This window comes from Pseudodonghicola sp., from assembly GCF_048268305.1.
GTDB lineage: Bacteria > Pseudomonadota > Alphaproteobacteria > Rhodobacterales > Rhodobacteraceae > Pseudodonghicola.
In genome coordinates this window covers 81,386-104,679 of sequence record NZ_JBLWVT010000011.1, presented here as the reverse complement: position 1 = coordinate 104,679, position 23,294 = coordinate 81,386, and the positions used below count along the sequence as shown (strand labels likewise).

Genomic DNA, 23,294 nt, shown 5'->3' with positions numbered 1-23,294 from the left:
GCGTCTTAAGACGTGGGAGAGTAGGTCACCGCCAGTCCTAATAAGCGCTCTATTCTCTCTATCACGATCAATCAGAATTAAACACACCCCGGTCGATAACTTCGACCGGGGTGTACTCGTTCCAAATCCACACATACAGCATCAACTCAGACAGCTCTTGGCGGGGCGGTCCTGCGTCATATCTCCGTCATCCTGCCGCGATATGCAGGCCAGATTCTGGAGATGGCCAATGCACGCGACAACCCGACAGCCCCGCCCGAAAATCGCCGAAACCCTCATCCATCCGAGCGCAGAGATCAGGGAGAGCAACATCGGCCGATGCTGCGAGATCCTTGCGGATACCTCGCTGCATCGAGTGGAGCTTGGGGATTATTCCTATCTAGGGCAGCGTTGCATGGGCGGCGATGCGACCATCGGGAAATTCTGTGCCATCGCCGCCGAAGTCAGGATCGGCGCCCCCAATCATCCGATGGACCGGCCGTCGATGCACCGTTTCACCTATTGTCCCGAGTATTATTCGCCGACCGCCCAGCGGGACGAGGCCTTTTTCGACCAGCGCAAGCAGGACCGCACCATCATCGGCAATGACGTCTGGATCGGGCATGGGGTGATTGTCTTGCCGGGGGTGACCGTGGGGGATGGTGCCGTGCTCGCCGCAGGGGCGGTGGTGGCCAGGGATGTTGCGCCCTTCACCGTGGTCGGCGGCGTTCCGGCGAAGCCGATCCGCGAGCGGTTCTCGCGATCCATTGCCGAGAGGCTCGCCGCCATCGCCTGGTGGGACTGGCCGTTTGAGACCATCATGGCGCGGCTCGGCGATTTTCAGTCCGGCGATATCGAAGGTTTTTGCAACCGCTGGTCCTAGCGGCCATTTGGCTCTGCCCGCCTCCCGGGGGAGGGGAGAGGGCCCGGCGGCACAAAGGCGCCGCCGGGGTGGGGGTCAGATCAGGTTCTTCTTATAGCACTCCGGCGCCATGTCGCGGATATCGGCGCTGATCGCCTGGATATCCGGGCAGATGCGGCGCAGCTCTCCGGTCAGGGCGGTGGAGAGAGCGAGCTTCGCCTCCATTGTCCGTCCCGCCAGCAGCGAGACGGTCACATGGATGAAGGATCGCCGCCCGTCCCCGAAGAGGATCGCCTCGGAGGGCAGGAGGCGCACCTTCAGATCCTCGCGTTGCATGATGCCGCTGGCCGCCGCCACCTCGAGCACCGCCGCCATCAGCGCTGGCTTGTCGAGGGTTTCGGGCGTTTCGGTGAAATATTCGACGACGAAATGCGGCATGTCAGAAGATCCCGAAATATTCGCGCTGTTCCCATTCCGAGACGGTGGAGAGATAGCGTTTCCATTCCGCCCGTTTCAGCACCGACATATAGCTGACGAAATCCTCGCCCAGCGTCTCGCGATAGAGGTTGCCTTCCTCGAAGGCCTCGATCGCCGCGATCAGGCTGGGGGGCAGGGCCTGGGCATCGGTGTTATAGGGGGTCTCCACAGGCGCGGGCGCCGCCAGTCCCGCCTCCAGACCCGCCGCGCCAGAGAGCAGTTGCGAGGCGAAATAGAAGTACGGGTTGGCGGCCGGTTCGGCGACGCGGTTCTCGATCCGGCTGGCGGGATCGCCGGCGCGCATCAACGCCCGGATCATGGCGCCACGGTTGTCCTCCCCCCATTCGATCCGGTCGGGGGCGAGCTGGAAGGGCTGATACCGTTTATAGCCGTTCACCGTCGGCGTCGTCAGCAGACAGCTTTCCTTGGCGTAGGCCAGCAGCCCCGCGATCCAGGCGCTTGCCGCAGGGGGCAGTTCGCCCGGGGCGCCGGGGATGAAGACGTTGTTGCCCGAGACATCGCACAGCGACTGATGCAGGTGCCAACCGCTCGACGCGCTGTTGTCGACGCGGGGGCGGCACATGAAGGTGGCGTGCATGCCATCGCGGCCACAGACCTCCTTCACCATGGTGCGGAACATGATCATGTTGTCGGCATGGGTCAGCGGATCGGCGGGTTCGAAGGTGAATTCGAACTGGCTCGGCCCCATCTCGACCTCGGTCGAGCGCACCGGCAGCCCCAAGGCCTGGGCCTGGCGGCGCAGCTTGTCCATCACCGGTTCCAGCCGGTCATAGGTGCTTTCCGACAGGTATTGATAGCCCTGATCCAGCAGCCGCGTCTGTGGCGACGTGCCGGGCATGCCGGTCTCGTGATGGCCAAGCGCCTCGCCGACGCGATCGAAGACGTGGAATTCGACTTCGAGCCCGACGGTCAGGCTATAGCCCAGACCGGCGAGCCGGTCGATCGCGCGGCGCAGCACCGGACGCGGCGCGAAGGGCAGGGCGGTGCCTTCGCTCGACACCGGGTCACAGAAGATCCAGGCGGAATGCTTGCTCCAGGGCAGGATGCGGAAGGTCCAAGGATCGGGCACCAGCAGCATGTCGCCGGCGCCGGCCATGCTCGCCAGCGGGCCGGACGAGCTGCCCTCCCAGATCGGAAAGACGGTGCGGTTCGAGGTGTCCTTGAGCAGCAGGGTGCCCGGCAGGTTCAGCCCCGAGCGAAAGACCGACGCCAGCGCGCCGGCGGCGATGGTCTTGCCGCGTAGCAACCCGTGCTGGTCGGAAAAGACCACGCGGATCGTTTCGAGGTTTTCCTGTTCCAGCCGCTTCATCAAATCGGCCGCCTGCTGGGTTGCGCTTTCGCTCAGCAATCCCTCCCGGGCGAGCCGCCCGCTGCTGATGCTTTCGAAATATGGGGATGTCATTGGCGCGTTTCCTTCGGGGATCATATCCTGGCCTGACCTGGACGGCGGGCGCGAAAGCCCGCCGTCCCGAATTTATGCGGCGATCACTCGGCCGCTTCCAGCTTGGCGTTCCAGCCGCAATGTTCGCGGCGGGCCTTGTCCTCGTCGACATAGGCCTTGTTGATGTCGCCATCCGCCGCGAGGGCGTCGATCGAGATCGGCCCCTTGATCGCGTCGAGGTCGCTGGCCTGCATCGGCAGCTCGGCGTCGCGGCCGTCCTTCACCGCGGCGATCGCGGCGCGCAGCATGCGGCGATAGCGGATGATCGCGGTATCGGATTTGCCAAGGTGTTCATCGGTGCGATCCTGGATCGCGCCCATGCTTTCCACTGCCCATTGGTCGTGCACATTGATGTCGAGCCCCATGCCGGTATAGGTCTCGGTCGCCTGTTCGTCCGGGTTATAGCCATAGTTGTTGCGCTTGTTCTTGACCGGCGCGTAATCGGGCAGGGTGTGTTCCTTCAGGCGCTGTTCGCGCATCAGCTTCTTGTCGACCGGTTTGTCGAAGCTGGTGAAGATCGAGTACCAATAGCAATTCTCGTCGTCGATCGGCACGTGCCATTGGGTGATCGTCATCTCGCGCGACATCGGGATGCAGATCGCCTCGGGGAAGATCTGGTTGGTGATCCGCACATGCACCCGGCCGTCGTCCAGATGGCGCAGGGCGGTGATCTTCAGACCATAGGGGGTCTCATCGGCGGACACTTCCGGGCGCGGATAGTCGCGCAGCAGCTTGGTCATCGGCAGGTCGGTGTTCACCGCCTTGTCGCGGAATTGCTTGCCATAGGCGTCGGCCGGATCCTCATCCTGCAGGAAGCGGTGCAGGAACGAGGCATGCGCCGGGTCGATCCCCACTTCCATCGCCTGCAGCCAGTTGCATTCCCACAGGCCCTTGAAGGCGAAGACATGGGTATCGGGCGCGGCGAAGCAGTCGAAGGCGGGGAAGGCGGGAGCCTCGCCCGGGCCCATATAGGCCCAGACGATACCGGCGCGTTCGACCACCGGATAGCTGCGGGCGCGGATCTGTTCGTGCATCTTGCTGCCCTCGGGTTCGGCGGGCTGTTCGACGCATTGGCCGTCACGGTTGAAATGCCAGCCGTGGAACGGGCAGCGCAGGCCGTTGTCCTCCAGGCGGCCAAAGCACATGTCGGCGCCGCGGTGCGGGCAATGGCGCTGGATCAGGCCCAGCTCGCCTTTCTCGTTGCGGAACAGCACCAGGTCTTCGCCCAGCAGGCGCACCGGCACCACGGGGCGATTGGTGTTCAGCTCTTCGGTCAGGGCGGCGGGTTGCCAGTACCGGCGCAGGACCTCGCCGGCATCGGTGCCACGATCGACGCGGGTGATGCTGTCATTCAGCTCTTGGCTAATCATTGGGGGCTCTCCTCTGGCTTCCTTGCAGGTCAGGATATGTGAGACGGGGTGTTCTGTTGAGCCGGAGATTGCAGATGCGTCTCCGGACCGGCGGTGGGCATTGTCCTGCGCCCGAGCACGGGGTTGGCAGGGGATTTTGGAATATTATCGCACAAGTGGTGTATTATCTCATCGAACATGGGGCGACCCTCATTCGTTTTTGTTAGGGCGCCTCTAGAGGCGCCCTGTGAGCAACAGCGAAATGGCCGGGAAGGCCAACAGGATGGCGAGGCGAACCAGATCGCTCAGCACGAAGGGGACGACACCGACCATGATGGTCTCGAGCTTGAGCCCGCGCGAGGCGCTTTTCACCATGAAGAGGTTCATCCCCACCGGCGGCGTGATCAGCCCCAGTTCCACCGTCACCACGGCGATGACGCCGAACCAGATCGGATCGAAGCCGTTGGCAAGGATGACCGGGAAGAAGATCGGCACCGTCAGCAGGATCATCGCCAAGCTTTCCATGAAGCAGCCCAGGATGACATAGAAGATCAGGATGCCGGCCATCACCTGCCAGGGGGAAAAACCGTTCTGGGTCAGGAAATCGACCAGCGCCGATGACAGTTGCGAGGTGGTCAGCACGAAGCCGAAGACCTCGGCCCCGATCAGGATCAGAAAGATCGATCCGGTGGTGGCGATGGTCTCGACGAAGGCGGCGATCAGCTCCTTGCGGGGGATGCGGCGCTTGAGCGCATAGAGCAGCGCCAGCGCCGCACCGACGCCGCCGGCCTCGGTCGGGGTGAAGAGGTTGCCATAGAGCCCACCCATCACCAGGCCGAAAAGCACCAGCGAGGGGGCAAAAAGGCGCAGCGTCTCGAACCGGCGGCCGGGCTGGGGCGCATGGGTCTGCAAGGTGGCCGCGGCGGCGGCATCGGGTTCGCCGGGTTTCCAGATGCGCGCCATGATCAGGATGGTGACGAGATAGAGCAGATAGGCCAGAACGCCCGGCAGGATGCCGGCCAGGAACATGTCGCCCACCGATTGTTCGGTGATCAGCGCATAGAGCATCAGCGCGATCGACGGCGGGATCAGAATGCCCAGGGTGCCGCCGGCGGCGAGCGATCCGGTCGCCAGCCGCATGTCATAGCCATGGGCGCGCATCTCGGGCAGGGCGACCCGGGTCATCGTCGAGGCGGTGGCCAGCGACGATCCCGACACGGTCGAGAAGATCGCCGAGGCGGTGACGCCGGCGGCGGCCAGGCCGCCCGACCAGCCCCGCGTCAGGATCAGCGAGCCGCGGAACAGATCCGCCGCCACGCCCGAGCGCGAGATCAGGTTGCCCATCAGCAGGAACAAGGGGATCAGGGTGAAGGAATAGCTGGTGATCGTCTCATAGGTGGCGGTCTTCAGCACGTTCAGCGCCGGGGTGACGCCGATGATGGTGGAAAACCCGGCGAAACCGACGCCGATCATGGCCAGCCCGATCGGGGCCCCCAGCAGCACCGCGACGAACATCACGGCGATGGCGATATATCCGACCAGCAAAGGGTCCATCACGAAAGCTCCGCATGCTGGCCGCGGTTGGTCAGCGCCTCGCGCAGCGCCACCACGGCAAGGGCCGCGCACTCAAGCGTATAGACCCCGTAGATAAGGTACATCGGCAGGCGCAGGTCCTGGGTCTGCTCCTGCCGGGCGAAGGTGGCCAGGGTCTCGTGATAGAACAGCCGGCAGAGGGTGACGGCGAGCACGATGATGGCCACGAACCACAGCCGCGCGATCACGATCTGCAGCGCCTTGGGCAGCCGGCCCACGACGATGTCGACCGCGATCATGCCGCCGCTCATCGAGGCGGTGAGTGCTGCCAGCGCGACCAGCCCGAGCAGGTAGGAGACCTGTTCGATGGCGCCGGGGAGCATGAAGTTGATCGCCGTGTCGCTCAGGTCGAAAACGATGCGGGCCAGCACGTTGAAGCCGACGACGAAGACCATATAGGCCAGGGCGACCACCGCGAGGCCGACACAGGTGGATTCGATCCACCCGGCCAAACGCCGGATTGCTGAAACAAGCATGTCCTATCCCGTGAGTGCAGCAACAGGGGAAGGGCGGGCCACGCCGATGCGGCCCGCCCCTAGGCAAATTGGCGGATTACTTCAGGTCCGTTTCACATTCCGCGACATAGGTCTTGACCGCGGCATAGGTTTCGGTGCCCGGCAGGCCCTTGGCGTTCAGCTCGGCGATATAGGCGTCCGAAGCCTTCTGCGCGGCGGCGTCCCAGCGGGCGCGCTCGGCATCGTCGAGCGTGATGACGGTCGAGTCCTTCTCGAGCCGCGCCAGCGTCTTGGCGCCGGCGTCGTCATAGCCCTGACCGGCGGTGACCGCCCATTTCATGCCGCTGTTGTCGTCCACGGCCTTCTTCACCTCGGGCGAGAGCGAGTCGTATTTCGCCTTGTTCATCGTCGTGACGAAGGACAGCGCATAGAAGCCGAAGATGGTGTGATACTGGGTCAGCTCGTCCAGCCGGAAGCTGTCGACGCTTTCCCAAGGCAGCATATAGCCGTCGATGGCGCCGCGCTGCAGGGCTTCATAGGTATTCGGGGCCGGCATGCCCACCGGCTCGGCGCCCAATTCGTCCAGCAGGCCCCCGACCACTTGGGTGGGGCGGCGGATTTTCAGACCCTTGAGGTCTTCGAGCGTGCGCACCGGCACTTTCGAGGTATGCAGATGACCCGCGTCATGGGTGTGCACGAAGAGAATGTGGGTATCCTTGAACTCTTCGTCCAGCGCGCCGGAATCATAGAGCTTCTGGAAGGCGCAGGAGCCGACGGCGCCGCGCTGGAACAGGCCGGGCAGTTCCATGATCTGGGCCAGCGGGAAGCGGCCGGCGGAATAGCCGGGGACGGTCCAGGCGATATCGGCGATGCCGGTGACGGCGTTGTCATAGCCGGCCGCGGCCTTGCCCAGCGTCTGCGCCGGGAAGATCTGGACGTCGACATTGTCGGCGCCGGCTTCGGCTTCGACCGCCTTGGCCCAGTCTTCGAAGATGACCTGGTTTTGCCAGCTCGCGGCGGACATGAAATGCGCATAGCGCAGGGTGTCTTTGGCATAGAGCGGGGCCGCCGCGCCAAGTGCGAGAGCGCCCGTAAGGGCAAGTTTTTTCAGCATTGCTATCCGCGTCTCCCTGTCGGATTGGCTATTTAGATAACCTTGGTGTCCGTTTTCGCTTCTTGTTGTGCGATAATAGACCGGATCGTCTATTGAATAAGCACCGTCAACTTTTTTAGGCAGCTTGAGCGTATATCGCACGTAAAAATGCATCGACTGCACATATTCTGAACGTGCATGGTGCGGGCAGCGGAAGGAAAGGCTTTGAACCGTGCAGACTGACATCCCGACCAAGGACATCTCGTTGACCTTCCTGAAAGGCATGACTGTCCTGCGGGCCTTCGACGAAGATCACTCGCGGCTGACGCTGGCCGAGATTTCCCGGCTGACCCATATCGAGCGTGCGGTGGTACGGCGGCTGGTGCTGACGCTGGTGCATCTGGGCTATGTGCGGAAGGAGGAGAATCGCTATTCCCTGACGCCGCATGTGCTGGTGCTGGGCGGTGGCTTCCTGCGCGGCAATCAGTTCGGCCGTCTGGTGCAGCCGCTGATCGAGATGTGCGCGCGCGAGCTGGGATATAGTGTCGGCCTCGCCATGCGCGACGGGACCGAGGCGGTCTATGTCGCGCAAAGTTCGCAGCAGAACACGCGCTATACCTTCGGCTTCACCGTCGGCAGCCGGCTGCCGCTGCTCAGCACGTCGATCGGGCGGATGCTGCTGGCCTGGGGCGACCCCGACTGGGCGGCCGAGATGATCCGCGGCGCGCCGCTGGAACAGCTCACCGCCGAGACGGTGATGGATCGCGACCGGATTGCTGCCTGTGTCGCCTCCTGCCGCGACCATGGCGCCTGTGTGGTGGAAGGCGAGTTCGAGGCCGGCGCCACCGGCATCGCCGTGCCGGTCGGGCGGTTGGGCTCGACACAGGCGGCGCTGGGCCTCTCCGAACCGAAAAGCGAACTGCCCCCAGACCGCCATCCGGCGGTGATCGAGATTCTGCACCGCTATGCCGGCCAGATCGCGCCGGTTCTGGGCTGAGGCCCGTCCCACGACGAGCGGTGAAGTGACATGTCGTTGACCGTCAAGACCTTGCCCTGTCCGCCACGAAGGTGGGCCGTGCCGCGTGCCGCCTGCTTTCCTTCCCCTTGATGGGTCTGCCCGAGGACCGGCGGATGTCGGTCGCAGACCCCTTGCCAGACGATGGAGAACGCTCCGTGCCCCAATCTTCCGACACCTCGCAGATCATCGCCCAGCCGCTGACACCCGAGGCTTTCGCCCGCTTTGGTCATGTCGCCCGCCCCGGACTGGGCAATGTTAAGCTGATCCGCGACGGACACGTCCGGCTGAGCAAGAGCACCACCACTTTCGTCCATGCCGCCAAGGCACCCGAACCCGCGCTGGATTTCTATGAGGTTCAGCCGGAGCCCGGCCCGCTCCGGGCCCGGGTGATCGAACGCCATCCGTTTTCGGCGCAGCTCTTCTGTCCGATGGGGGCGGCGCGCTGGCTGGTGGCGATCTGGCCCGAGGGGCCCGAGCGGGCGCCGCTGGCCTTTGTCGCCGGCCCCGAGGATGTGGTGACCTATGCCCCCGGCCTCTGGCATCATGGCATCGTGGCCTTGGATCGCCCGGCCTGCTTTTCGTCGCTGATGTGGAAGGCGGGCGTGGGGGATACCGAATTTCGCGACCTCGCGGCGCCGGTGATGATCGACTGGGGGGCGGCATGATGCGGCTCGCGGTGGATTTCGGGGCGCGCTTTGCCGATTTCGTCGCCTGGGATGCGGCGGGGATGCGGATCGCCAAGCTGCCGGTGGGTGACAGCGCGGCCGAAGTGCTGTGCCGGGGGATGAATCATCTGGGGATCGAGGCGGTGGCGCTTGCGGATCTCAGGATCGTCACCACCGCGCCCTTGAACGCGCTGCTGGCGCGGCGCCCGGCCCGGGTGGCGCTGCTGACCACCCGGGGCTTCGCCGATACCCTGCAGCTCGGCCGGCAGAACCGGCTGGCGCTCTACGATCCGGTGGCGAAATCGCCGGCGCCGGTGTTTCTGGTCGATCCGGAGAACATCCTCGAGATCGGCGGCCGGCTCGACCCCAGGGGGGAGGAGCTCGCGCCGCTGGACGAGGCTGATCTGAGCCGGGCGATTGTCACGCTGAAGGATCGCGGGATCGAGGCGGTGGCGATTTGCTTTCTCTTCGCCCATGTGAACCCGGCGCAGGAGCGGCGCGCGGGTGAGGCGATCGGCGCGGCCCTGCCCGGGGTGGCGATCAGCCTGTCGCATCGGGTCGATCCGGCGCCGCGCGAATATGAACGCACGGTCTCGGTCCTGCTCGACGCCTGGCTGGCGGCCACCGTCGCGGCAGAGGTGCGGGCGATGGCCGAGGCCGTTGCTGCGCGCGGGTTCCGGGGCGAACTCCTTTTCGGCGACGGGCGCGGCGTGCTGGTGTCGGCCGGTAGGGCCGAGGTTCATCGCGCCATCCTGCTGACCGGCGCGCCGGCGGTGGCCGCCCGCGCGGCGGCGGCGCTGAAGGCGCCGGGGGTGACGCTCGCCGTCGATATCGGATCGCAGAGCGCCGACATGTCGATGGCGCGTGGCGGCGATCCGGTGGCGGCCGAACAGGGAACGGTCGCCGGTGTGCCGCTGCGCATCCCCACCGTCGATGTGGCGAGCGTGTCGCTCGGCGGCGCGCGCCGGGTTCGGCAGACGGCCCGGGGGCTGCGGTTCGACGGGGAGGCGGCGGCGCCGACGCTGGATGACGCGCTCGCGGTTCTGGGCCGTTTGCCCGTGACGTGGGCGGAGGCGCGGCTTGCCGGTTTTGCCGAGGGGCTGACGGCGGCGGAGGCGGCGCAACGGATCGTTACCGCCGCCGCCGATCTGATGGCGCTGGAGCTGACCCGCTATGCCACCCGCCGGAACGTCGATCCGACCCGGGCGGAGCTGGTGGTGATGGGCGGCAACGGCCCGCTGCTCGCCGGCGAAATCGCCGCCTCCATGGGGCTGACCCGGGTGTCACTGCCGCGCGCCCCGGGCGCCGCCGGAGCCATCGGCCTGGCCGAGGTCGCCCGACGGGCGGAGGCAAAACGGCTGGTCGACCGGCCGCTGACGGCGCTCGGGGCGGCAGACCTCAATGACCTGCTGACCGCATTGGAGACAGAGGCGATGGGTGAGGCACCAGCGATCTATACCTTCACCCTCGCGGCGCTCAGGCAAATGCACCCGATGCCTTTGGTGCTGACGGAGCGTCCGGCAAGTGCCGAGGATATCGCGGACATCTTCGCCGCCAGCTATCGCGCCGCCTATGGCATCACGCCGCCGGGGCCGGGGCATCTGTTCCAGATTGCGGTGCACCGCGACCATGCCGCAGCGCTGCCGCCGATGGCCGCCCTCGCCACACGGCAGGTCCAGGGCCCGCATCTGGCGGAAACCGAGGCCGGCCCCATCTGGGTGCCCGAGGGCTGGCGGCTCGGCTTTGACGGCATGGCCTATCACCTTGAAAGGAACCCGGCATGAGCGACGGTCTTTCCATCCTGCAACTCAGGCTCGACGGTCTGGCCGAGACCATGCAGCAGACGCTTTTGCGCTGCGCCGTCTCACCGGTGGTACGCGAGGGCGCCGATACCTCCTGCGCGCTCTTCACCCGCGGCGGCGAGGTGCTGGCGCTGGCAGAGGCGATCCCGCTTCTCTTGGGCGCGCTGCCCGGGGCGGTGGGGGCGATCCTGCGCGACTACCCCGCCGAAACCATGCGGCCCGGCGAAATCTTCGTGACCAACGATCCCTTTTCGGGCGGCACCCATCTGCCCGATATCGCCGTGGTGCAGCCGGTCTTCGCGGGCGAGCGGCTGATCGCCATGACGGCAAGCCTGCTGCATCATCAGGATATCGGCGGCACCCGGCCCGGATCGGTGCCCCCCGATGCCACCGAGATCTATCACGAGGGGCTCAGGCTGCCGCCGATGCGGGCGGGGCAGGCGGGGGTCTTCAGTCCGGAGTTCGAGCGGCTGATCCGCTTCGCCTCCCGCGCGCCGGATGTGGTGGTGGGCGATCTGGAAACCCAGCTTGCCGCCGGTCACAACGCGGCCGAGGGGCTGCGCCGGCTGGCGGCGGATTTCGGCACTGGAGGCTTCCTGACGGCGGTCGAGGCGCTCTTGGACCGGGCCGAGGCGGAGACCATCGCGCGGCTGTCGGCGCTGGCCGAGGGGCCGTTTCGCGGCGCCGATGAACTGGATCCGGTGGCCGAGCTTGGCCCTTGCGCCGCACAGGTGGCGATCCGCTTTGCCGACGGTCGGCTCATCGCCGACTTCGCCGGGTCTTCGCCGCAGGTCAGGGCGCCGGTGAATTGCGTGCGTTCCGGGCCCCTGTCGGCGGTGTTCTACGGGTTGCTGACGCTGGTGGGGGAAGACGCGCTGCGGAACGGCGGCATCCTGCGGCGGATCGAACTGAAACTGCCCGAGGCGAGCGTGGTCAACGCCAGCCTGCCGGCGGCAGTCAACGCGCGGATGAACATGGTGCGCTGCATCACCTCGGCCGTGCTGCAGGCGCTGGCCGAGGCTGACGGCGAGCGGATGCCGGCGGCCAATTCGGGTATGTCCTATGTGATCGCCTTTTCGGGCCGCGATGCGGCGGGCGAGCCGTTCCTGTCGACCGAGATCGTGGCCGGCGGCGCCGGCGGCGGCCCCCATGCCGATGGCGCGGCGGCGATTTCCACCGATGTGGGCAATGCGATGAACATCTCGGCTGAGTCGCTGGAAGCCATGGTGCCGATGCGGCTGATCTCGGCCGAGCGGCGGCGCGGCTCCGGCGGGGCGGGGCGGTTCCGGGGCGGCGACGGGGTGCGCCGGGAATACGAGGCGCTGACCGATGGCATCGCCGCCTCGATCCGCGGCGAACGCTTTGCCCGGGTCGCCAAGGGGGCGCGCGGCGGCGGCTCGCCGCGCGGCTCGGCGGCGACGGTGATCCGCAAGGGGGGCGAACGGATCGCGTTGACGGCGCGGTCGGCGGTCACGCTGGACAAGGGCGACCGGCTGGTGATCGAAAGCTCGGGCGGCGCCGGCTACGGCACGCCGGACTGATCGCGGCCTTTAAAAGCGAACCGCCCCGCACCCGAAATACGGTGCGAGGCGGCTCTGGTCCCGAAGCTGTTCCGTGAGTGAGGCGTCGGGAATCAGTCGTCGTCTTCCGAGAAACTGCGGCTTTTCTTCGCCAGCCGCGCCCGCAGCCCGGGCATGAAGACCGAGGCGATGAACAGCAGGCTCAGCCCCATGAAGGTGGCGCTGATCGGGCTTTCGAAGAAGACCATCAGATCGCCCTTCGACAGCAGCATGGCGCGGCGGAAGTTCTCCTCGAGGAGCGGGCCCAGAATGAAGCCCAGCAGAACCGGGGTGGCCGGAAAGCCGGTGCGCCGCATCAGATAGCCGAGGATGCCGAAGCCCAGCACCACGAAGATGTCGAAGACGTTGTTGTCGGCGGCATAGACGCCGAGACAGATGAAGATCAGCACCCCGGGATAGAGCAGGTGATAGGGGATGCTCAGCAGCTTGACCCACATGCCGACCAGCGGGATGTTCAGCACCAGAAGCATCAGGTTGCCGACCCAGAAGCTCATGATCAGGCCCCAGAACATCTGGGGTTCGTCATTGATCAGGTTCGGCCCCGGGGTGATCCCGTGCAGGATCATCGCCCCCATCAGCACCGCCACCACCGCGTCGCCCGGAATGCCGAGGCTGAGGGTGGGGATGAAGGCCGCCTGTACGCTGGCGTTGTTCGCCGCCTCCGGGGCCGAGATGCCCTCGATCGCGCCCTTGCCGAACTTCTCGGGGGTCTTCGACAGCCGCATCTCGGTCGCATAGGCCATCAGCGAGGCGATGCCGGGCCCGGTGCCGGGAAGCGCGCCGATGAACGACCCGATGACCGAGCCGCGCAGCGTCGGCCAGGCGATCTGTTTCCACTCGGACCGGGTGGGCAGCATGTCGGCAAAGCGGATGCGGCCGACCTTCTGCATCACGCCTTGTGGCTGGCCGATATTGGCGATGATCTCGGCCACGCCGAACAGGCCCATGGCGACCGCCACCAGGCTGAAGCCGTCGGCAAGCTCGAACGAGCCGAAGGTGAAGCGGAACTGGCCGGTGTTCACATCCGTTCCCACCATCCCCAGCGCCAGCCCGAAGACCACCATCGCCAGCGCCTTGAAGGGCGATCCCAGCGTCATGGTCGAGGCGGCGACCAGCCCCAGCAGGATGACCGAGAAGTAATCGGCCGCCCCGAACTCCAACGCGAATTCGGCGATCACCGGGGCGAAGCCCATCACCAGGATGATGGCGAAGGAGGAGCCGACGAAGCTGTTGATCGCGGTGACGAAGATCGCCAGCGGCGCCTTGCCCTGCTGCGCCATCGGATAGCCGTCAAGACAGGTGATCGCCGCCGTGGCGGTGCCGGGCAGGTTCAGCAGGATCGAGGCGGTCGAGCCGCCGTATTGCGCGCCATAGAAGATGCCCGCCAGCATGATCAGCGCGTCGGTCGGATCGAGGTAATAGGTCAGCGGCAGCGCCAGCGAGATCGCGGCCAGGGCGCCGATCCCCGGTAGCACGCCGACGAAGGTGCCGACGCTGACCCCGATGAAGCAATAGAGCAGCGCGTGCCAGGTCAAGGCGGTGAGGATACCGGTTTCGATACCGTGCAGCAGATCCATCACGAGGCTCCGAAGGCTTTGAGGGGCAGGCCGAGGCCCCAGATGAAGACCAGCGTGCCGAAGATCGCCATGAAAAGCGCGACAAGCGCCAGCGCCGGCCAGTCGCGGCGGGTTTCGGCCAGCCCGGCGATGGCGATCAGCAGGACCGAGGCGGGGATATAGCCGATCCGCTCGACGGTGAAGGCGAAGACGAGAACGCTCGCCACGGTGAAGATCACCGCGCGCCAGGCAAAGGGCTCCTGCGCGGCTTGGGGCCTGCCGGCGCGATAGGTGTCGAACAGAACCCCGAGACCCATCAGCGACAGGGCGCTGGCGATGACCAGGGGGAAGAAGCCGGGGCCCGGGCGCAGCAATGTGCCCAGCGGATAGCTGGTGGCGCCGAGGGCGATGGCGATGCCGGCGGCCACGACGATGGCGCCGGGAAGATAGGAGGCGAGAGAGGGTTTGGACAAGACGGTGTTCCGCAGGCTGTGGTCGGAAGATCCGGCAAAAAAGGCGGGTCCGGGCCGCCCGGGGACGGCACCGGACCCACAGTCGGGGAGTGTTACTGTTTCAGCCCCGCCGCGTCGACGACGCCGGTCCATTTCTTGACCTCGGCGGCGATGAAATCCTTTGATTGTGCCGGCGGCATGCCTTCGACCAGGAAGCCACGTTCCTTGAACAGGGTCTGCAGGTCTTCGGTCTGCAGCGCGGCGGCAATGGCGTCATAGAGCTTGTCCAGCACTTCGGGCGGGGTGCCGGCGGGGGCGAAGATCCCCTGCCACGATGCGGCGTCATAGCCGGGCAGGCCGGCCTCGGCGATCGTCGGCACGCCTGTCAGCAGATAGTGTTCCTGGGTGCCGGTGACGCCGAGCGCCCGCAGACGGCCCGAGTTGATGTATTCCGAGGTGACCAGGATGTCGCCGAACATGGCGTCGATGCGCCCGCCCAGCAGATCCTGCAGCGCCGCGGCACTGCCCTTGTAGGGGACGTGAACCAGCTTGGTGCCCGATTCCAGGGCGAAAAGCTCGCCCGCCATATGCATCGAGGTGCCGACGCCGGGGGTGCCATGGGTGAAGGTATCGGGGTTCGCCTTGGCATAGTCGATCACGTCCTGCACCGACTGATAGGGGCTGTCGGCATTGACGACCAGCACCAGCGGCGACGAGATGACGATGCTGACCGGGGCGAAATCGGTGACCGGGTTATAGGGCAGATCGTCCCTGAGCGCCGCGCTGATGGCGTTCGACCCGGTGACGCCCATCAGCAGGGTATAGCCGTCGGGGTCGGATTTGGCGACATAGTTGGCGCCCACCGTACCGCCGGCGCCGCCGCGGTTCTCGACCACCACGGGCTGACCCAACGGGCCCGAGATCGCCTCGCCGATCTTGCGGGCGAGCAGGTCGGTCGAGCCGCCCGGCGGGAAGGGGACGACGATGGTGATCGGCTTGTCCGGATAGGTGCCGGCGGCCTGCGCGAGCGTGGGGCCAAGTCCTGTGGTCAGCGCCAGCGCCGCGGCGCCGAGGCCCTTGAGAAACTGTCTACGCATTTCGAAACCTCCGTTTCTGTTGGTCTGTCCGGTCCTTTTGCGGACCTTCTGGGTTATTCTTTACGCCCTGTCCGGCGCCCTAGGGCAACAGGCCGAAGCGGTCGGGCACGAAGGGGGCGAGATCGACCTCGGCCGCCCGCCCGGCGATCAGATTGGCCAGCTCGCGCCCGGTGGTGGCGCCGCCGCACATGCCGACATGGCCGTGACCGAAGCCGAGCCAGGCGTTTTCGACCTTCGGCGCGCGGCCGATCACCGGCATGGAATCGGGCATGCAGGGCCGGTGTCCCATCCAGACCGTATGCGGATCGGGACGCATGCGGGGGAACATCGTGCGTCCCACGGTCAACAGCGACTCCGCGCGGGCATAGTTCGGCGCCGCCTTCAGCCCGGCCAGCTCCACCGTGCCGGCGAGCCTCAGGCCCATCGACATCGGGTTGACCATGATGTTTTGTTCAACCGCCATGACGTTGCGATTCAGCGTGATGCCCGGATCGGTGACGGTGACGTGATAGCCGCGCTGGCTTTCCAGCGGCACCTTGGTCCCCAGCATCCGGGTCAACTGCCCCGACCAGGCGCCGGCGGCGATCACCACGGCATCCACCGCCACCTCGTGCCCGTCGTCCAGGCAGAGCGCATCGACGCGGCTGCCGGTCTTGCGAAAACCGGTGACGCGGGCGCGGATATGGTCGGCACCGTCCTTCATTGCTTGGCCATAGATCGCCTTGACCAGCGCCGAGGGATCGGGGGTCGAGCCATTGTCGGGGGCGAATTGCCCGAAACCGAAAGAGCCGCGCAGATCCGGTTCCAGCTCGAACAGGGCCTCGGCGTCCAGCTCCTGCATCTCGACGCCCAGACTGCGGCGCAGGTTGGCGCCCCAGGACCATTTCTGCGCCGCCTCGCGCGAGGAATAGACGTAAAGACAGCCATTCTGCCGCATCAGCGACATGGCGTTCGCCCGTTGCAGCAGCGGCGTATAGGCGTCGAAGACCGGCGCCAGCAGCCCGCGCATGGCGGTGGCGATCCGGGTGACCTCCCGTTCATTGGCATGGCGCAGAAAGCGCATCAGCCAGGGCAGGACGGTGGGCAGGTAATGGCTGCGGATCACCAGCGGCCCATCGGGATCGAGCAACCATTTCGGCACCCGCTTCCACATGCCGGGCATGGCGACAGGCAGTACCGCGCTGGGCGACAGCGACCCCGCATTGCCGAAGGAACAGGCCTCGCCCGCCTCCTTTGGGTCGATGAAGGTCACGCTGTGGCCATCGCGCTGCAGCCAGGCCGCAGTCGCGGCGCCGACAATGCCCGTGCCGATAATTCCGATGTGCATGCCGGTGTCCGGTCTTCCCTGTTGGTCTTGTGCCGGATTGTCGGATCAGCGGTAAAATAATACAAACGAAATGAATTTAATGAACCATAAGGTTTCCTGATGCCTGTCTCTCTCCGTCAGCTCCGCGCCTTTCGTGCCGTGGCCGAGGCCGCCAGCTTCACCGGCGCGGCCGAGCGTCTGAACCTGACGCAGGCCGCCGTCAGCATGCTGATCCGACAGTTCGAGGAGGAATTGAGCGTGCCGCTCTTTGTCCGTACCGGGCGCGGCGCGCGGCTGACCGAATTCGGCACCGAGATCCGGCCAACGGTGATGCGGGTGCTGTCGGATGTGCAGAACATCAACGATGCCGCCGCCGATCTGCGCTCGCTCCAGCGCGGGCATCTGCGAGTGGCGGTGCCGCAGATGTTGGGGTGTTGCTGGCTGCCGGGGGTGCTGGGGGCGTTTCGCGCGCTCTATCCGGATGTCGAGGTCAGCGTGATGGAAACCGCTGGCGACGGGGTGATCGAGATGGTGGCGCGCGGCGATGCGGAGATCGGCATCGGGCCGGAACGCCCGCTGATCAACGGCGTCTCGGCCGAGTTTCTGTGGGAGGTTCCGATGCGGCTGGTGGTGCGGGCCGGATCGCGGCTGGGGCAGGCGCCGGCGCTGGAGGATCTCGAACAGTCGCGCTGGATCAACTATTCCGACGATTTCAGCGAGATGCTGCATCGCACGCTCTTGGGCAACCGGTCGATGCCGGCGGCGCAGGACATGCGCGTCACCGGGTTGATGAGCGCCATGGCGATGATCGGCACCCGGGATTTCGTCACCGTGGCGCCCGCCTATGCCGGCATTTTCGCCGATGTCTTCGGGCTGCGCTTCCTGTCCTTCGAGGGGGCGGCGAGCCGGCGGCGGTTCCTGCAATACCTGCGCGCGCGCCACGATCTGTCCCCGGCGGCCGAGGCGTTTCTTGCCCTCGCCCGCGATGCCGCGCCGGGAGGGGAGGACTGAGAGAGACGCCTGTTTTGCGGTCACCCGGCAGAGGGGCTGTTCGGGTTGGTGCCTCTGCGCTTGCCTTCCTCCGCTCGCGCTGCATGTCTTGAGCAGACATTTCGCGCTCGTCAGGGCGCGGGACCTGAAGGAGAGGGAGAGACAGGATGCAGATGAAACCACTGGGCAGCACGGGCTTTGATATCGCCCCGATCGTCTTCGGCGGCAATGTGCTGGGCTGGACCGCGGATGAGGCGCAGAGCTTTTGCGTGCTCGACGCCTTCGTCGATCACGGCTTCAACGCCATCGACACGGCGGATGTCTATTCCGCCTGGGCGCCGGGGCACAGCGGCGGCGAATCCGAGACGGTGCTGGGCAAGTGGTTCGCCGCCCGTCCGGGGATGCGCGACAAGATCCGTCTGTTCACCAAGGTGGGCGCGGACATGGGCGCGCCGGGCGAAAAGGGGCTGTCGGCAAAGTGGATCCTGACTGAGGTCGACCGTTCGCTCGCCCGCCTGGGGATTGACGAGATCGACCTTTATTTCTCGCATTGGCCGGATCCGGAAACCGGCTATGCCGAAACGCTCGGCGCCTATGACACCCTGCTGAAGGCGGGCAAGATCCGCTCGATCGGCGCTTCGAACTATGACGCCGAGATGCTGAAGACCTCGATCGAGGTCGCGGCGGCCGAGGGGCTGCCGGCCTATCAGGTGCTGCAGCCGGAATATAACCTCTATGACCGGAGCAGCTTCGAGGGGCCGCTCTGCGATCTCTGTATCGAGAAGGGGATTGGCGTGGTCACCTATTTCAGCCTCGCTTCAGGGTTCCTCAGCGGCAAGTATCGCAGCGCGGCCGATCTTGAAGGCCGCGCCCGGGCGCATCGGCTGAACGGCTACATGACCCCGAAGGGGATGCGCCTGCTGGACGTGCTGGCGGATGTGGCTTCGGCCCATGGCGCCAAGCCGGCCGAGGTGGCGCTGGCCTGGGTGATGGCACGGCCCGGGGTGACGGCGCCGATCGCCAGCGCGACCAGCGTCGAACAGGTGGAAAGCTTTGCCCGCGCCGCCAGCCTGGCCCTCAGCGCCGAGGATATGGCGCGGCTGACCGAAGCCGGCGCCTGACGAACATGAGCCGGGGGCCTTGCGCCCCCGGACCTCAGTGCAAAAGACCGGCCAGAAGCGGCGCGGCCAGCACGTTCAGCATCCCCACCAGCACCATCACCAGCCCGGCAATCGCGCCCTCGGTCTGACCGATCTGATGCGCCTTGGCGGTGCCGGCGCCATGGGCCGCCACCCCGAAGAGCGCGCCGCGCGCCAGGGCAGACTTCAGCGGCACCCGCGCCAGCAGCACATCGCCCATCACCGCGCCGGCGATGCCGGTCAGGATGACGAAGACGGCGGTCAGTTCCGGCACGCCACCGATATCGCCCGAGACCTCCATCGCGAAGGGGGTGCTGATCGAGCGGGGCAGCAGGCTCAGCCGCAGCGCGCCGCTCAGCCCCAGCACGGTGGCCAGCACCCAGCTTGTCAGCACGGCGGTCAGGCTGCCGGCGATCATGCCGACCAGCAGCACCGGCCATTGCGCCCGGATCAACTGGCGGTGTTCATAGATCGGGATGGCGAAGGCCACCGTCGCCGGCCCCAACAGCAGGATCAACCAGCGGGTGCCGCCGATGTAATCGCCATAGCTGTCGTGCAGCGCCACCAGCAGCACGCCGATCAACAGCGGCGTCAGCGCCATCGGCATCAACCACCAATAGCCCAACCGGCGATAGAGCCGTTTCGACAGGGCATAGAGCCCGATGGTCAATCCCGACCAGAACAGGGCGTGGGCCAAGGGGTTAGTGAGAAGCGCGCTCATGACCAAGCCTCCAGCGCAGGAACAGATCGACGGCCAGGCCGGTCACCACCATCACCGCGAGGGTGCTGATCAGGATGACCGCCAGCACCTTCAGCCCGATCAGCCCGAGGAATTCGTGGTGATCGACCACCGCCAGGGCGGCTGGCACGAAGAACAGGATCATGTCGGCCAGAAACCAGTTGGCGCCGCGCCGGGCGCTGAAGACGCTGAGCCGATGGCTCAGCAGCAGCCCCAGCAGCAGCACCATGCCGATCAACCCGCCGGGCAGCGGCAGGCCCAGAAGGCGGACAAGCCCTTCGCCCAGACCCCAGAGGGCAAAGACAAGGGCCACCTGCATCAGGCGGCTGCGGCGCAGGGCGCGGCGAAGGCGGAGGAGGAGAGGGCGTAACATCATGAGCTGAAAATAGGATCGGACGAGCCATGATGAAAATGAATTGATTGACTGATGTATATTCCGATATGGACTTGATATGGAATTCCGAACGCTCAGAGTCTTTGTCGAAGTCGTGCGCCAGGGGGGCTTTTCCCAGGCGGCAAAGGCGATTTTCTCCACCCAGTCGACCGTCAGCAAGGCGGTCAAGCAGTTGGAGGACGAGCTTGGCGTGCGGCTGCTGGACCGGATCGGTCACCGAAGTGTGATGACCGCGGCGGGGGAGGTTGTCTATCGACGCGGCATCAAGCTCTTGGCCGAACGCGATGACCTGTTGGCCGAGCTGGACGAGGTTCGCGGGCTGAAGCGCGGCGTTCTGCGGCTGGGCCTGCCGCCGGTCGGCAGCAGCACGCTCTTCGCGCCGGTCTTCGCGCGGTTCCGCCAGCGCTATCCGGGGGTGGAAATCCGGCTGGTGGAACATGGCAGCTCGCAACTCGAAGCGATCCTGCGGGCGGGCGACATCGACTTCGCCGGGCTTCTGGCGCCGATGTCCGAGGAATTCGATTGGCAGGTGGTGCGCAGCGAACCGCTGGTGGCGCTGTTGCCGGTGGATCATCCGCTGGCCTCGCGCCCGACGCTGGACATTGCCGAGCTGCGCGAGATGCCCTTCATCATCTTCGAACGTGGCTTCACCCTGAACCGCATGGTGCTGGACCGCTGCCGCGAGGCCGGGTTCGAACCGCTGATCGCGGCGCAAAGCAGTCAGATCGACTTCATGATCGAACTGGTGGCGGCGGGGATCGGCGTCACCTTCCTGCCGCGGATGATCGCGGCGCAGCGGCACCATCCGATGGTCAGCGCGGTGGAGCTGACCACGCCGGGCATGGTCTGGCGGATGAGCATGGCCTGGCGGCGCGGCGCCTATCTGTCGGGCGCGGCGCGCGCCTGGCTCGACCTCTTGGGCGAGGTCCATGGCGGTGAGGCGGGGCAGGCATGAAAAGGGCGCCCGCCGGGGCGCTCTTGGTCTTCGGCTTAGGCCAGCGTGGTCAGCAGCCCGGCCATCATCCGGGTGCGCGGGACGATCATATCCTCGTCGATATGTTCTTCCAGCGTATGCAGCCCGGCGCCCTTGACGCCCAGCGAACAGAGGCTGGGGATCCCCAGCGCGCCGGTGAAGTTGGCATCCGACCCGCCGCCCTGGCTGCGGTGCGGCATGGTATAGCCCAGCTCCTCGGAGATCGCCTTGGCCTGTTCGTACAGCGCCATGGTGCCCGGCATGTCGGGCTCCCAGACCGGGCGGGTGACGCCGCGGGTGACGGTGAATTTCACCCCATTGCGTTCGCCCGACAGCGCCAGCATCTTCTCGATGCCGGCATCCAGGTCTTCCTGCTTCTTGGCCATCGACAGGCATTCGGCACTGGCGAAGGAGGGCACGCAGTTCACCCATTGGCCCGAGGCGAGAACGTTGCAGGAGAAGGTGCAATCCTCGCTCGTCATCTCTTCGATCTCGATGATCCGTTTCGCGAGTTCGCGCACCGCCGAGACGCCGTCCTTGATGTTGGCGCCGGAATGGCTGGGCTTGCCTTCGGCGGTCAGGTTGAACCGGGCGATGGCATAGCGGCCGGTGGTCACCCCGTTGTCGGGATGCGACGGCTCGGGGCAGAGCACGTATTTGGCGCGCTTCGCTTCGGTTTCGATCAGCGTGCGGGTGGCCGGCGTGCCGATCTCCTCGTCCGGGGTGAAGAGGGCGACGATCGGCAGCGGCGTCTCGATGCCGGCGTCCTGAATGGCGCGGATCGCCTCCAGCGTGATGAAGTTGCCGCCCTTCATGTCCTGGATACCGGGGCCATAGACCTTGCCGCCGTCGCGGCGGAACGGGTTCTTGGCCAGGGTTCCGACGGGGTGCACGGTGTCCATATGGCCGGTGATCATGATCCCGGGCGTGCCCATCTTGGGATGCGGGAAATGCGCCCGCACCGATCCACCCAGCCCCATGATCCCGGGAATGCGTTCGATGGTGGCGCCCAGTTCGGCGCATTTCATTGCCACCAGATCCATCATCCGGTCACAGGCGGCGGCGTCCCAGGTCGGGCTTTCGCATTCGATCCAGGGTTTCATGCCTTCGACGATGGTATCGGTGTCGAAGAAGAGGTCTTTCCAGGTGGTCATGCGGCAGCTCCGCGAGAGGTGACAAGGTTGACATAGATGCTGGCGCCGACGGGCAGGATCGCGTCGTCGAGCACATAGCCGGGGTTATGGGGCGCGATGGTGCCGGAGTGGCCGACGGTGCAATAGGCGCCGGGGACGACGCGCAGCATGTCGGCGAAATCCTCCGACCCCATGGCGAGTTCGTCGCGCAGGCCGGCCTGATCGGCGCCGACCACCGGGGCGGCGGCATCGATCATCGCATCGGATAGCGCATCATCATTGATCAGCACGTCGAAGACATTGCGGATGTCGACGTCGATCTCGACACCATAGCCTTCCGCCACCCCGGCGCAGAGCGCGCGGATCCGTTCCGAGATTAGCTCGCCCACTTCGGGGTCGAAAAAGCGGATGGTGCCACCGAACTCCGCCTCGTTCGGGATGACGTTATAGGCCGCGCCCGAATGCAGCATGGTGACCGAGACCACCGCCGGTTTGGTCGGCGGGATGTTGCGCGACACGATCGACTGGATTTGCTGGATCAGGTTGGTGGCGATGACGATGGGATCGCGGCTGCCCTCGGGGTGAGCGCCGTGGCTGCCCTTGCCGGTGATGCGCACGTCGAAGAAGTTCGACCCGGCCATCGCCGCGCCCTTCTTGATGCGCACCACGCCGGGGGCGTCCATGGTGGAGTTGTGCATCCCATAGATTTCGTCGCAGGGAAAGCGGTCGAACAGCCCGTCGGCCAGCATCGCCCGGGCGCCACCCAGACCTTCTTCCGCCGGCTGGAAGATGAAGACGGCGGTGCCGGCGAAATCCGGGTGTTCGCTGAGGTAACGCGCCGCGCCGAGCAGCATGGTGGTGTGCCCGTCATGGCCGCAGGCGTGCATCACGCCGGGGGTCTTCGACGACCAGGGCAGGTTGGTTTCCTCGTGGATCGGCAGCGCGTCCATATCGGCGCGCAGCCCGATGGTCTTGCCCGGCCTGGTTCCCTTCAGCACGCCCACCACACCGGTCTTGCCGATGCCGGTGGTGACCTCGATCCCCAAGCTTTTCAGTTTCTCTGCGACGATGCCCGATGTGCGGACCTCTTCGAACCCCAGCTCGGGGTGTTCGTGCAGATCGCGTCGGATCGCCGTTAGCTCGTCGGCATAGTCTGCGATATCTTCAATGACCGGCATTA

The 23,294-nt window shown here is 66.1% G+C and carries 22 protein-coding genes; 8 read left to right on the top strand and 14 right to left on the bottom strand.

The genetic code is table 11. The features are described from left to right. Positions 1–202: 202 nt before the first annotated feature. Positions 203–862, top strand: coding sequence for a DapH/DapD/GlmU-related protein (locus ACN0V4_RS19405; RefSeq protein WP_417679197.1), 660 nt, complete (start codon positions 203–205; stop codon positions 860–862). Between the two features lie 75 nt (positions 863–937). Here ACN0V4_RS19405 and ACN0V4_RS19400 read toward each other — a convergent pair whose 3' ends face one another. The 6 genes from ACN0V4_RS19400 to ACN0V4_RS19375 all read right to left on the bottom strand — a co-directional run bounded on the left by ACN0V4_RS19400 (position 938) and on the right by ACN0V4_RS19375 (position 7,291). Continuing rightward, on the bottom strand, positions 938–1,279 hold the full coding sequence (locus ACN0V4_RS19400) for a 5-carboxymethyl-2-hydroxymuconate Delta-isomerase (protein ID WP_417679187.1): 342 nt from the start codon (positions 1,277–1,279) through the stop codon (positions 938–940). 1 nt (position 1,280) lies between these two features. Beyond that, entirely contained in the window at positions 1,281–2,741 is a 1,461-nt protein-coding gene (locus ACN0V4_RS19395; RefSeq protein ID WP_417679185.1) for a glutamine synthetase family protein, read from the bottom strand. Positions 2,742–2,824: 83 nt separating this feature from the next. Continuing rightward, positions 2,825–4,150: a Rieske 2Fe-2S domain-containing protein gene (locus ACN0V4_RS19390; RefSeq protein ID WP_417679183.1), complete on the bottom strand. Its 1,326-nt coding sequence runs from the start codon at positions 4,148–4,150 to the stop codon at positions 2,825–2,827. Between the two features lie 213 nt (positions 4,151–4,363). Further along, positions 4,364–5,683, bottom strand: coding sequence for a TRAP transporter large permease (locus ACN0V4_RS19385; RefSeq protein WP_417679181.1), 1,320 nt, complete (start codon positions 5,681–5,683; stop codon positions 4,364–4,366). Further along, entirely contained in the window at positions 5,683–6,198 is a 516-nt protein-coding gene (locus ACN0V4_RS19380; protein ID WP_417679179.1) for a TRAP transporter small permease, read from the bottom strand. The genes ACN0V4_RS19385 and ACN0V4_RS19380 overlap by 1 nt, the downstream gene beginning before the upstream one ends. A gap of 76 nt (positions 6,199–6,274) precedes the next feature. Continuing rightward, positions 6,275–7,291 (bottom strand): TRAP transporter substrate-binding protein, encoded by a 1,017-nt coding sequence (locus tag ACN0V4_RS19375; RefSeq protein ID WP_417679177.1) that lies wholly within the window; start codon positions 7,289–7,291, stop codon positions 6,275–6,277. Positions 7,292–7,502: 211 nt separating this feature from the next. Between ACN0V4_RS19375 and ACN0V4_RS19370 the strand changes: the two genes are divergently transcribed. The 4 genes from ACN0V4_RS19370 to ACN0V4_RS19355 all read left to right on the top strand — a co-directional run bounded on the left by ACN0V4_RS19370 (position 7,503) and on the right by ACN0V4_RS19355 (position 12,296). Continuing rightward, the gene (locus ACN0V4_RS19370; RefSeq protein WP_417679175.1) at positions 7,503–8,267 is read left to right on the top strand and encodes an IclR family transcriptional regulator; all 765 of its coding nucleotides are present in this window, start codon (positions 7,503–7,505) and stop codon (positions 8,265–8,267) included. 176 nt (positions 8,268–8,443) lie between these two features. Continuing rightward, positions 8,444–8,953 (top strand): ureidoglycolate lyase, encoded by a 510-nt coding sequence (locus ACN0V4_RS19365; protein ID WP_417679174.1) that lies wholly within the window; start codon positions 8,444–8,446, stop codon positions 8,951–8,953. After that, on the top strand, positions 8,950–10,737 hold the full coding sequence (locus ACN0V4_RS19360) for a hydantoinase/oxoprolinase N-terminal domain-containing protein (protein WP_417679172.1): 1,788 nt from the start codon (positions 8,950–8,952) through the stop codon (positions 10,735–10,737). Before ACN0V4_RS19365 ends, ACN0V4_RS19360 begins: the two co-directional genes overlap by 4 nt. Continuing rightward, positions 10,734–12,296, top strand: coding sequence for a hydantoinase B/oxoprolinase family protein (locus ACN0V4_RS19355; RefSeq protein WP_417679170.1), 1,563 nt, complete (start codon positions 10,734–10,736; stop codon positions 12,294–12,296). Before ACN0V4_RS19360 ends, ACN0V4_RS19355 begins: the two co-directional genes overlap by 4 nt. Positions 12,297–12,388: 92 nt before the next feature. On the opposite strand, the gene ACN0V4_RS19350 is transcribed toward ACN0V4_RS19355, so the two are convergent. From ACN0V4_RS19350 to ACN0V4_RS19335, 4 genes are all read right to left on the bottom strand, one after another. Further along, positions 12,389–13,912, bottom strand: a complete 1,524-nt coding sequence (locus ACN0V4_RS19350) for a tripartite tricarboxylate transporter permease (RefSeq protein ID WP_417679168.1) — start codon at positions 13,910–13,912, stop codon at positions 12,389–12,391. Next, entirely contained in the window at positions 13,912–14,364 is a 453-nt protein-coding gene (locus ACN0V4_RS19345; protein ID WP_417679166.1) for a tripartite tricarboxylate transporter TctB family protein, read from the bottom strand. Before ACN0V4_RS19345 ends, ACN0V4_RS19350 begins: the two co-directional genes overlap by 1 nt. Positions 14,365–14,456: 92 nt before the next feature. Next, positions 14,457–15,440, bottom strand: coding sequence for a Bug family tripartite tricarboxylate transporter substrate binding protein (locus ACN0V4_RS19340; protein ID WP_417679165.1), 984 nt, complete (start codon positions 15,438–15,440; stop codon positions 14,457–14,459). Between the two features lie 79 nt (positions 15,441–15,519). Continuing rightward, entirely contained in the window at positions 15,520–16,767 is a 1,248-nt protein-coding gene (locus tag ACN0V4_RS19335) for an NAD(P)/FAD-dependent oxidoreductase (protein WP_417679163.1), read from the bottom strand. Between the two features lie 99 nt (positions 16,768–16,866). On the opposite strand from ACN0V4_RS19335, the gene ACN0V4_RS19330 reads away from it, so the two are divergent. Beyond that, entirely contained in the window at positions 16,867–17,757 is an 891-nt protein-coding gene (locus ACN0V4_RS19330) for a LysR family transcriptional regulator (protein WP_417679161.1), read from the top strand. Between the two features lie 146 nt (positions 17,758–17,903). Then, positions 17,904–18,857 (top strand): aldo/keto reductase, encoded by a 954-nt coding sequence (locus tag ACN0V4_RS19325; protein WP_417679159.1) that lies wholly within the window; start codon positions 17,904–17,906, stop codon positions 18,855–18,857. A gap of 34 nt (positions 18,858–18,891) precedes the next feature. On the opposite strand, the gene ACN0V4_RS19320 is transcribed toward ACN0V4_RS19325, so the two are convergent. Together ACN0V4_RS19320 and ACN0V4_RS19315 are read right to left on the bottom strand one after the other, a co-directional pair. Beyond that, positions 18,892–19,596, bottom strand: coding sequence for an LrgB family protein (locus tag ACN0V4_RS19320; protein WP_417679157.1), 705 nt, complete (start codon positions 19,594–19,596; stop codon positions 18,892–18,894). After that, positions 19,577–19,933 carry a CidA/LrgA family protein gene (locus tag ACN0V4_RS19315; RefSeq protein WP_417679155.1) on the bottom strand — a complete coding sequence of 119 codons (357 nt, stop codon included), beginning with the start codon at positions 19,931–19,933 and terminating at the stop codon, positions 19,577–19,579. Before ACN0V4_RS19315 ends, ACN0V4_RS19320 begins: the two co-directional genes overlap by 20 nt. A 133-nt stretch (positions 19,934–20,066) precedes the next feature. Here ACN0V4_RS19315 and ACN0V4_RS19310 point away from each other — a divergent pair, with 133 nt between their 5' ends. Then, complete coding sequence (locus tag ACN0V4_RS19310) at positions 20,067–20,963, top strand: LysR family transcriptional regulator (RefSeq protein ID WP_417679153.1); 897 nt, start codon at positions 20,067–20,069, stop codon at positions 20,961–20,963. A gap of 35 nt (positions 20,964–20,998) precedes the next feature. Here the strand turns inward: ACN0V4_RS19310 and ACN0V4_RS19305 are convergent, their stop codons facing one another. Beyond that, positions 20,999–22,135: a M20/M25/M40 family metallo-hydrolase gene (locus ACN0V4_RS19305; RefSeq protein ID WP_417679151.1), complete on the bottom strand. Its 1,137-nt coding sequence runs from the start codon at positions 22,133–22,135 to the stop codon at positions 20,999–21,001. After that, positions 22,132–23,292: a M20 aminoacylase family protein gene (locus tag ACN0V4_RS19300; protein ID WP_417679149.1), complete on the bottom strand. Its 1,161-nt coding sequence runs from the start codon at positions 23,290–23,292 to the stop codon at positions 22,132–22,134. Before ACN0V4_RS19300 ends, ACN0V4_RS19305 begins: the two co-directional genes overlap by 4 nt. Between the last annotated feature and the right edge of the window lie 2 nt (positions 23,293–23,294).

Bases quoted from the DNA above. Each gene is read 5' to 3' on its own strand.
- ACN0V4_RS19375 (WP_417679177.1), bottom strand. From the start codon at position 7,291: ATGCTGAAAAAACTTGCCCTTACGGGCGCTCTCGCACTTGGCGCGGCG.
- ACN0V4_RS19320 (WP_417679157.1), bottom strand. From the start codon at position 19,596: ATGAGCGCGCTTCTCACTAACCCCTTGGCCCACGCCCTGTTCTGGTCG.
- ACN0V4_RS19310 (WP_417679153.1), top strand. From the start codon at position 20,067: ATGGAATTCCGAACGCTCAGAGTCTTTGTCGAAGTCGTGCGCCAGGGG.
- ACN0V4_RS19325 (WP_417679159.1), top strand. From the start codon at position 17,904: ATGCAGATGAAACCACTGGGCAGCACGGGCTTTGATATCGCCCCGATC.
- ACN0V4_RS19380 (WP_417679179.1), bottom strand. From the start codon at position 6,198: ATGCTTGTTTCAGCAATCCGGCGTTTGGCCGGGTGGATCGAATCCACC.
- ACN0V4_RS19340 (WP_417679165.1), bottom strand. From the start codon at position 15,440: ATGCGTAGACAGTTTCTCAAGGGCCTCGGCGCCGCGGCGCTGGCGCTG.
- ACN0V4_RS19390 (WP_417679183.1), bottom strand. From the start codon at position 4,150: ATGATTAGCCAAGAGCTGAATGACAGCATCACCCGCGTCGATCGTGGC.
- ACN0V4_RS19300 (WP_417679149.1), bottom strand. From the start codon at position 23,292: ATGCCGGTCATTGAAGATATCGCAGACTATGCCGACGAGCTAACGGCG.
- ACN0V4_RS19400 (WP_417679187.1), bottom strand. From the start codon at position 1,279: ATGCCGCATTTCGTCGTCGAATATTTCACCGAAACGCCCGAAACCCTC.
- ACN0V4_RS19350 (WP_417679168.1), bottom strand. From the start codon at position 13,912: ATGGATCTGCTGCACGGTATCGAAACCGGTATCCTCACCGCCTTGACC.
- ACN0V4_RS19315 (WP_417679155.1), bottom strand. From the start codon at position 19,933: ATGCAGGTGGCCCTTGTCTTTGCCCTCTGGGGTCTGGGCGAAGGGCTT.
- ACN0V4_RS19330 (WP_417679161.1), top strand. From the start codon at position 16,867: ATGCCTGTCTCTCTCCGTCAGCTCCGCGCCTTTCGTGCCGTGGCCGAG.
- ACN0V4_RS19305 (WP_417679151.1), bottom strand. From the start codon at position 22,135: ATGACCACCTGGAAAGACCTCTTCTTCGACACCGATACCATCGTCGAA.
- ACN0V4_RS19335 (WP_417679163.1), bottom strand. From the start codon at position 16,767: ATGCACATCGGAATTATCGGCACGGGCATTGTCGGCGCCGCGACTGCG.
- ACN0V4_RS19405 (WP_417679197.1), top strand. From the start codon at position 203: ATGCAGGCCAGATTCTGGAGATGGCCAATGCACGCGACAACCCGACAG.
- ACN0V4_RS19395 (WP_417679185.1), bottom strand. From the start codon at position 2,741: ATGACATCCCCATATTTCGAAAGCATCAGCAGCGGGCGGCTCGCCCGG.
- ACN0V4_RS19385 (WP_417679181.1), bottom strand. From the start codon at position 5,683: ATGGACCCTTTGCTGGTCGGATATATCGCCATCGCCGTGATGTTCGTC.
- ACN0V4_RS19360 (WP_417679172.1), top strand. From the start codon at position 8,950: ATGATGCGGCTCGCGGTGGATTTCGGGGCGCGCTTTGCCGATTTCGTC.
- ACN0V4_RS19355 (WP_417679170.1), top strand. From the start codon at position 10,734: ATGAGCGACGGTCTTTCCATCCTGCAACTCAGGCTCGACGGTCTGGCC.